Raw genomic sequence first — 8969 nt, forward strand, 5'->3', positions numbered from 1 at the left:
TAAAATATAAAACGCCCAATGAAGTACATCAGGCGTTTTAATTAAATGACTGTCAACCTATATTAGGACGGGTCATTAAGTATGATTACTTAGCAGAGCGACCTTCACGTTTACGTTCATTCTCTTTCAAGAATTTCTTACGTATACGGATACTTTCAGGTGTAACTTCAACAAGTTCATCGTTATCAATGAATTCTAGAGCTTGCTCTAAAGACATGATAATAGGTGGCGTTAATGTTTGTGCTTCATCTGTACCAGAAGAACGAACGTTAGTTAATTGCTTACCTTTTAACGCGTTAACTGTTAAGTCATTATCACGGCTATGAATACCAATGATTTGACCTTCATAAACATCTACACCATGGCCGATAAATAAACGTCCACGAGATTGTAAGTTAAATAGTGCGTTAGTTAATGCTTTACCAGTAGCATTAGCGATAATTACACCATTCAAACGCTGGCCTATTTCGCCACCTTTGTGAGGTCCGTACTCTAGGAATGTATGGTAGATCAAACCAGAACCCGACGTTAATGTCATAAATTCAGTTTGGAAACCAATTAAACCACGGCTTGGCATAATAAAGTCCATACGAATACGACCTTTACCATCTGGTGCCATATCAGTTAATTCAGCTTTACGAACACCCATTTTTTCCATGATAGGACCTTGATGCGCTTCTTCAACATCGATAGTCACTGACTCATAAGGTTCTTCAAGTTGACCGTCTACTTCACGGATAATAACTTCAGGACGTGAAACAGCTAGTTCGTAACCTTCACGACGCATGTTTTCAATTAATATACCTAAGTGAAGTTCACCACGGCCTGATACTTTAAATTTATCTGCATCATCTAATTGTTCAACACGTAAAGCTACGTTATGAATAAGTTCTTTATCCAAACGCTCTTTGATATTACGTGACGTAACAAACTTACCTTCTTGACCACAGAATGGTGAAGTGTTTACTTGGAACGTCATGTTGATAGTAGGTTCATCAACAGATAATGGCGGTAATGCTACAACTTCATTTGGACAACAAATGGTGTCTGAAATTTTAAGTTCACCTAAACCTGTGATTGCAATAATATCACCAGCATGAGCTATTTCACTTTCATGACGCTCTAAACCTAAGTAACCAAAAACTTTACCTACTTTGCCGTTATGTAATTTGCCGTTAGCACCTTCAACAGTAACCTGTTGATTAGGTTTAACAGAACCACGAGTAATACGACCAACACCGATAACACCTAAGTAAGAGCTGTAATCAAGTTGAGAAATCTGCATTTGGAATGCACCATCTGCATCAGCATTTGGAGCAGGTACTTCGTCGATTATTGTTTGGAATAAAGGAGTCATATCTTCACCAACAACATCTTCTTCTAAAGAAGACCAACCGTTGATAGCTGAAGCGTATACAACTTTAAAATCTAATTGATCGTCAGTTGCACCTAGGTTATCAAATAAATCAAAAACCTGATCCATAACCCATTCAGGGCGTGCACCTGGCTTATCAATTTTGTTAATAACAACAATTGGCTTTAAACCTTGAGCAAACGCTTTTTTAGTTACAAAACGCGTTTGAGGCATTGGGCCTTCTTGTGCATCAACAATAAGGAGCACTGAATCAACCATTGACATAACACGTTCAACTTCACCACCGAAGTCAGCATGGCCAGGAGTATCTACGATGTTTACTCGATATTCTCCCCAGTTGATCGCTGTATTTTTAGCTAGGATGGTGATACCGCGTTCTTTTTCGATATCGTTTGAGTCCATCGTACGCTCTTCTAGACCGCTTCTTGCGTCTAAAGTACCAGACTGACTTAATAATTTATCGACTAGGGTAGTTTTACCATGGTCAACGTGGGCGATGATCGCAACATTACGTAATTTCTCTAACACGGGCTTCTTGCTCAATAGGCTATAATTGGGCGCGAATTATACAGCAGAGACAATCATAAATATAGTCGAATAACATTAAATATAATTTTCTATTTCTCGAATATGTAATAACGTTATGATAATGTTAATACGTTGCTTTGGACATAACTGGTGCACTGCACCAAATAGTTACAACTACAGCACCAACACTGTGCAGAAAAATATCGCAAATATATATAAATCATTACATTTCAATGAGTTATTTCTGGCACGATATTAGCTTTAAATTATTAAAACAAATACATGGTATTTGTAAATTTCACAAAAACTATATTACTGGAGACTATCGATGTCACAAGCAGTTCTAGATTTAATTAAAGAAAACGATGTTAAATTTGTTGATTTACGCTTTACTGATTCAAAAGGTAAAGAGCAACACGTTTCTATTCCTCATCATCAAGTTGATGCTGACTTCTTTGAAGATGGTAAAATGTTCGATGGTTCATCTATCCAAGGTTGGAAAGGCATTAACGAATCAGACATGGTTATGATGCCAGATGCTGAATCTGCAGTACTTGACCCTTTTACAGAAACTCCAACATTAAACATCCGTTGTGACATTTTAGAACCTTCTACTATGCAAGGTTACAGCCGTGACCCGCGTTCAGTTGCTCACCGTGCTGAAGAGTACATGCGCTCTACAGGTATTGCTGACACAGTTTTAATTGGTCCAGAGCCTGAATTCTTCCTTTTTGATGATGTACGTTTTAGTACTGACATCAGTGGTTCATTTTTCAAAATTGATGATAAAGAAGCAGCTTGGAACTCAGGTACTGAATACGAAGAAGGCAACATGGGACATCGTCCTGGTGTTAAAGGTGGTTACTTCCCAGTATCTCCAGTAGATTCTTCACAAGATATTCGTTCAGCTATGTGTTTAATTATGGAAGACATGGGCTTAGTTGTTGAAGCACATCACCATGAAGTTGCTACAGCTGGTCAAAACGAAATCGCTTGTCGTTTTAACACACTAGTTAAAAAAGCAGATGAAGTTCAAATTTATAAGTATGTTGTTCATAACGTAGCTCACGCTTACGGCAAAACAGCTACATTTATGCCTAAGCCTTTAGTAGGTGATAACGGTTCTGGTATGCACGTTCACCAATCTTTAGCTAAAGATGGTGTTAACTTATTCTCTGGTGATAAGTACGGCGGGTTATCTGAACTAGCTATCTACTACATCGGCGGTATCATTAAGCATGCTAAAGCACTTAATGCATTTACTAACCCTTCAACTAACTCATACAAACGTCTTGTACCAGGTTTTGAAGCGCCAGTAATGCTTGCATACTCAGCACGTAACCGTAGTGCATCAATTCGTATTCCAATTGTTCCATCTCCAAAAGCTGTACGTATTGAAGCTCGCTTCCCTGATCCAGCGGCTAACCCTTACTTAGCTTTTGCTGCATTATTAATGGCTGGCCTTGACGGTATCAAAAACAAGATCCACCCTGGCGATGCTATGGATAAAGATCTTTATGACCTACCTGCAGAAGAAGCAGCACAAATTCCACAAGTAGCTACTTCTTTAGGAGATGCTTTAGATGCTCTTGAAGCAGATAAAGAGTTCTTAACAGCTGGTGGTGTAATGGATGCTGACATGATTGACGCATACATTAGCCTGAAACGTGAAGAAGTTGAATTGTTGAATATGTCTACTCACCCAGTTGAGTTTGACATGTATTACAGCGTTTAATTAGTTTTTAGAACTATTTTATTAAAAAGCTCACTTAGGTGAGCTTTTTTTGTGGCATAAATCTGATAGTTTGCTAGATTAGTACAGTAATTAAAGAACGGACTTTTTCATTGTATATATTAAAATCTTTTATCTATTTATTATTAATAATGTCATTACTCATACCTGCATATGCTACTTCGGCAAAAGTTTACGTATGGCGAGACGAATCAGGTGTATTAGTATTCTCTGACAGCCCTAAACCTGGTGCAGAAGAGATTGAAATAAATACAGCTAATCAAAATATATCCCCATCTATAGATACTTCAATACTTGATATAAAACCTCAAAAGCTTGATGACAAATTTGAAGTGGATATTATTAGACCTACCAACAACTCAACTATTAGAGACAATACTGGCTCAGTTCATGTTTCAGGAAGAATAAAGCCTGTATTCAAACAAGGACTTTCTATTCAACTCTTTGTGGACGATGTTCCATATAAAGCCCCCCAAACCCACTCAATGTTTGCTTTACGTGATATAGAGCGAGGCGAACATCAAATTAAATTAGTATTATTAAACGCTAAAGGCAAGGTTATTGCATCATCAAAACCAGTTACCTTTTATATGCACCGTGCGTCAGTTAATTAAGCAAATTAGCTTCAATATGAAGAATTATCGCTTCATTTAAGACAAACTAACGGCAGTGCGGCACCATAATAGTGCAGTCAGAGTTGGTTATAATGTTAAGTAATATTTTTGAAATAAAACAAAATAAAATAAAATTCCAACAAGTTTTGCCAAATCATATGATAACGGCAATGATGTTACTAAATAAAAATTTAGTTATTAAATATCTCAATCCTGCTGCCGAAGCAATCCTAGTAAAAAGTTTAAATAGTTTATATAACCAATCTATAGAAGACCTTATTAGAAAAGCATCTGTCAAAAAAGAGCGTTTTGTTCAATTGCTATCATCTGGACAAGAGTTTAATGATGGTGATGTAATGGTCGAATTTATGGATCAAGCTCAAATAACTATAGACTTAACGGCATCCTCTATTGAGTTCAATAATGAACCACATATTTTACTAGAATTTAAACAAATAGATCATCAAAAACAAATCAGTGAAGAGGCTTTTCAGCATCAACAATGGGAGTCAGGTAGAGATCTGATTCGTGGGCTTGCGCATGAAATAAAAAACCCATTAGGCGGTTTACGTGGTGCGGCACAATTACTAGATAATGACTTAAGTGGCGAACAAAAAGAATATACCGCTATGATAATTGAACAGGCTGACAGACTAACAAATCTTGTTGATCGTCTTCTTGGTCCTAATCAATTACCTAAAATATCAAAACAAAATATCCATGTAGCATTAGAAAAAGTGATACAACTAGTAAACTTTAATAACCCTAAAGGTATTAAGCTTTATAGAGACTACGACCCTTCAATTCCTGATATAAAATTTGATGAAGACAAAATACAGCAAGCTATTCTTAATATTGTTAACAATGCCATACAAGCAATTGACAGTAGCAACACCATTTTACTCAAAACGAGAGTAGCAAGTAATCAGATTATTAATGGCAAAAGGGTCAAACTTGGGGTGCAAATCAGCATTATAGATGACGGCCCAGGCATACCAGAAAACATCCAAGGCACATTGTTTTATCCTATGGTTTCAGGCCGCAGTGATGGCACAGGTCTTGGTCTATCCATTTGCCAAACACTTATTCATCAGCACCGCGGAAAATTACTTTGTACCAGCCAGCCCGGTAAAACTGAATTTACAATATTACTACCCATTTGCGGAGACAAGATATAATGACAACAGAACAGATTTGGATTGTAGATGATGATAGTTCAATACGCTGGGTACTAGAAAAAGCATTTAACAAAGCCAACATATCAGCTGCTTCATTTGAAAGTGCCAGAGACCTACTCACAGCTTTAGAGCACTCTCAGCCAGAAATTATAATATCTGATATAAAAATGCCTGACATAGATGGCATGACACTATTGGGGCAGATAAATTCAGAATATCCTAATATTCCAGTAATTATAATGACTGCACACTCTGATCTAGATAGTGCTGTAAATGCCTATCAAGGTGGAGCATTTGAGTATCTACCTAAACCATTTGATATTGATGAAGCTATTTCATTAAGTAAACGAGCTTTAACTCACGCTCGAGAACAGAATGCTAAAAATGCGCCAAAAGACTCATCAACATTAAGTGTTGGGATTATTGGTGAAGCACCATCTATGCAAGAGGTCTTCAGAGCCATAGGCCGATTATCAAGATCGAGTATCAGTGTACTAATTAATGGTGAGTCAGGTACAGGTAAAGAGCTTGTAGCTCATGCATTACATACACATAGTCCAAGAAAGAATGGACCATTCATACCTTTAAATATGGCGGCGATCCCTAAAGATTTAATTGAATCAGAATTATTTGGACATGAGAAAGGCGCATTTACAGGTGCAAACTCAATTCGCCAAGGTCGATTTGAACAAGCACATAACGGTACATTATTCTTAGATGAAATTGGGGATATGCCACTTGATATTCAAACAAGATTATTACGTGTATTAGCTGATGGCCAATTCTATAGAGTAGGTGGACACTCCCCTATCAAAGTAGATGTAAGAATAATTGCAGCAACCCATCAAAACTTAGAAAACCAAGTAACAAAAAATGAATTCCGTGAAGATTTATTTCATCGTTTAAACGTTATTAGGATACATCTACCAAGTTTGAGTGAAAGAAAAGAAGATATAGCTCAACTTGCTGCACATTTTCTTATGCAAGCAGCTAATGAACTGAGTGTCGATCCAAAATCTTTACATAAGGATGCAGAGAAGTTTTTAACACAATGTGACTGGCCAGGTAACGTTAGACAACTAGAAAACTTATGTCGTTTCCTTACCGTCATGGCAAGCGGGCAAGAAATCTTAGTTGAAGATTTACCAGAAGAATTAAAAAATAAAAAAGATGTTTCGAACACATCAACAGCTAGTTGGCAGCATGCATTCAGTTTATGGATAGATGAGCAGTTAAAAGCAGGTAACAGCAATATTTTAGATACTGCTTTACCTGAGTTTGAAAAAATAGCTTTAGAAAGAGCCCTTCATTTTACACAAGGACATAAACAAGAAGCATCTAAAAAGCTTGGATGGGGACGGAATACATTAACTCGAAAATTAAAAGACTTAGATCTTAACTAGTCTGACAACCATCATCGGCGCATTGTTTACAATTATTGCAAAGCTTTAAATTTATAACATGCGCCGCAACGATCAAAGAAGCACCTAAAATGATAAAAAACGGTTCTAATGCTTCTGAAAAGTCGTGCTTAATCCAATAGATAGTAATACCTAAGAATAATAAGTAGAAAGGATAAATACGTCTATGATATTTTCTAAAACCAGAAAACAATGCAAAAGTACCTAATATCGCAGTAACAATTAGGAAAAAGTGCTCCCATTGATGATCAGCTAAGAAACTTAAACCTAAAAGAGGTAATGCAGGTAACAGCACAGGTAGAAGTATGCAATGTAATGCACATAAGCTAGTTGCTGTAATACCAATCCGATCTAACATTTTAACAAAACCCAAAATAAAAAACTTATTATTGCTATAATATCACACATGATATGTTATAACATAACTTTATTAAGCTCTATCAATAGTAAAAGTTATAACTTCATCTATTTGTTCTTTATTTAGTGCTAACATTAACAGCCGATCGATTCCTAATGCAACACCAGAACAACTAGGTATACCAGACTTTAAGGCATCAATAAAACGGGTGTCTATTTGTTTTTCTTTTCTTCCTATTTGCTTTCGTTCTAGATTATCTTTGTTGAATCTATCTTGTTGTTCGATGTGATCAGTAAGCTCACAAAACCCGTTCACTAACTCTATCCCTTTAAAATAACATTCAAAACGATCAGCAACCCTAGAATCATCAACATTTTGTTTAGCTAAAGATGCTTGAGATATTGGAAAGTTATATATAAATACAGGTTCATCATGTCCAATATTTGGTTCTATTAATTCAGACAAAACAAATTGTAATAAAATATCAATATTTTTCTCTTCAATTATCCAATCATCACTTATGCCATTTATATCTATAATATTTTTTAGCTCTTCTATAGACGTTTCTAAAGGATCAATATTTAAGTGTTTAGTAAACAAATCCTGATAGCTTATTATCTTAGGCTCGCTACAATTTAAAACGTCTTTTAATAAGCATGAAACCTCCTCAATAAGGTCCCTTTGATCAAAACCAACTCGATACCATTCTAGAATGGTGAACTCAGGGTTATGTATACGTCCCTTCCCTTCATGCCTAAATGCTTTGCATATTTGATAAATAGACTCATAACCCGATGCTAAAAGCCTTTTCATACAAAACTCAGGGGACGTCTGTAAATACAAAGAATCAGAAAAATCTACAGAGCTAGAAGGAAAATAATTAAAAAGAGTTTCAAAAGCCTCTAAATGTACATCGGTAACTGTAGAACTCCCTAATAATGGAGTTTCTACTTCAACAACATTGCGGTTGAAAAAAAATTGTCTTATCTGATTCAAAATAGATGCTTTCATTTTTGCATCTTCCCAACTTAACGTTGTTTCCCAACTCATATCATACTCAATTAGATGAATAAATTAACTTTGCCCTAATGGTAACTGTCTTTTCCATACAAAAGAAGTTTTCGCGTCTTTCAGTGCTAGTTTAATAAATTATATTTTGTCGTAAGTAATTAAGAAAAAGCATTCCTCATCTAAGTATTTTAATGAAACATCTACAAATGATTAAATAAAAAAACTATAACCCCATTAAAAAGCTATGTACTAAAACATCGATGCCATTGGTTGAAGAACTTATGTTCTAATGTTTTCATTAATGAAGAGGAACAGTCCCAAATAAATAACGTTAATAAATCCACATACTTTCAATATTACTAGTTTCTACCAGCGAATTAAGTTACTAACTCCATTTGTTTAATCTTTAAAAAACGATCAGTTAGAACATCTCAATTAACTAGAACTGTGGGATAAAGACGTAAGAGAAAATAATAATGATTTGGAGTATGGATGTACAAGAGCATTCACATCTGTGTCTCTTAATATAGCGAATTTCCTACAAGGATGTAGACCAGCAGGAGCAGTTGTCAGATGTGCAGGAGTGGCGTCCTTCGACACCACATGAATTAACTATCTTATTAAGAATACAAATATCAAAGCCTTACTAGCTTCTATCGCTATTACCTATCGTCTTTTATGAGTGTTTGGTTTTTCAAATACCAGATAGCAAAAAACCCGTAGCATAAGCT

The 8969-nt window shown here is 35.8% G+C and carries 7 protein-coding genes; 4 read left to right on the forward strand and 3 right to left on the reverse strand.

The annotated features are described in order from the left end of the window. Nucleotides 1-85 precede the first annotated feature (85 nt). Nucleotides 86-1903, reverse strand: a complete 1818-nt coding sequence (typA, locus tag Q5N69_RS18245; RefSeq protein WP_304370515.1) for a translational GTPase TypA — start codon at nucleotides 1901-1903, stop codon at nucleotides 86-88. 328 nt (nucleotides 1904-2231) lie between these two features. On the opposite strand from typA, the gene glnA reads away from it, so the two are divergent. From glnA to glnG, 4 genes are all read left to right on the forward strand, one after another. Then, nucleotides 2232-3638: a glutamate--ammonia ligase gene (gene glnA / locus Q5N69_RS18250; protein ID WP_304370516.1), complete on the forward strand. Its 1407-nt coding sequence runs from the start codon at nucleotides 2232-2234 to the stop codon at nucleotides 3636-3638. A gap of 149 nt (nucleotides 3639-3787) precedes the next feature. Next, nucleotides 3788-4270, forward strand: a complete 483-nt coding sequence (locus tag Q5N69_RS18255) for a DUF4124 domain-containing protein (protein WP_304370517.1) — start codon at nucleotides 3788-3790, stop codon at nucleotides 4268-4270. A 92-nt stretch (nucleotides 4271-4362) separates the two neighbouring features. Continuing rightward, the gene (gene glnL, locus Q5N69_RS18260; protein ID WP_304370518.1) at nucleotides 4363-5448 is read left to right on the forward strand and encodes a nitrogen regulation protein NR(II); all 1086 of its coding nucleotides are present in this window, start codon (nucleotides 4363-4365) and stop codon (nucleotides 5446-5448) included. Then, nucleotides 5448-6851: a nitrogen regulation protein NR(I) gene (glnG, locus tag Q5N69_RS18265; RefSeq protein ID WP_304370519.1), complete on the forward strand. Its 1404-nt coding sequence runs from the start codon at nucleotides 5448-5450 to the stop codon at nucleotides 6849-6851. Before glnL ends, glnG begins: the two co-directional genes overlap by 1 nt. Here glnG and Q5N69_RS18270 read toward each other — a convergent pair. Together Q5N69_RS18270 and epmA are read right to left on the reverse strand one after the other, a co-directional pair. Beyond that, nucleotides 6844-7227 carry a MerC domain-containing protein gene (locus tag Q5N69_RS18270; RefSeq protein ID WP_304370520.1) on the reverse strand — a complete coding sequence of 128 codons (384 nt, stop codon included), beginning with the start codon at nucleotides 7225-7227 and terminating at the stop codon, nucleotides 6844-6846. The two genes, glnG and Q5N69_RS18270, sit on opposite strands and share 8 nt — an antisense overlap. A 72-nt stretch (nucleotides 7228-7299) precedes the next feature. Beyond that, a complete protein-coding gene (epmA, locus tag Q5N69_RS18275) occupies nucleotides 7300-8277 on the reverse strand; it encodes an elongation factor P--(R)-beta-lysine ligase (RefSeq protein ID WP_304370521.1) in 978 nt (325 codons plus the stop codon). Nucleotides 8278-8969: the final 692 nt, after the last annotated feature.

This window comes from Pseudocolwellia sp. AS88 (assembly GCF_030551755.1).
GTDB lineage: Bacteria > Pseudomonadota > Gammaproteobacteria > Enterobacterales > Alteromonadaceae > Pseudocolwellia.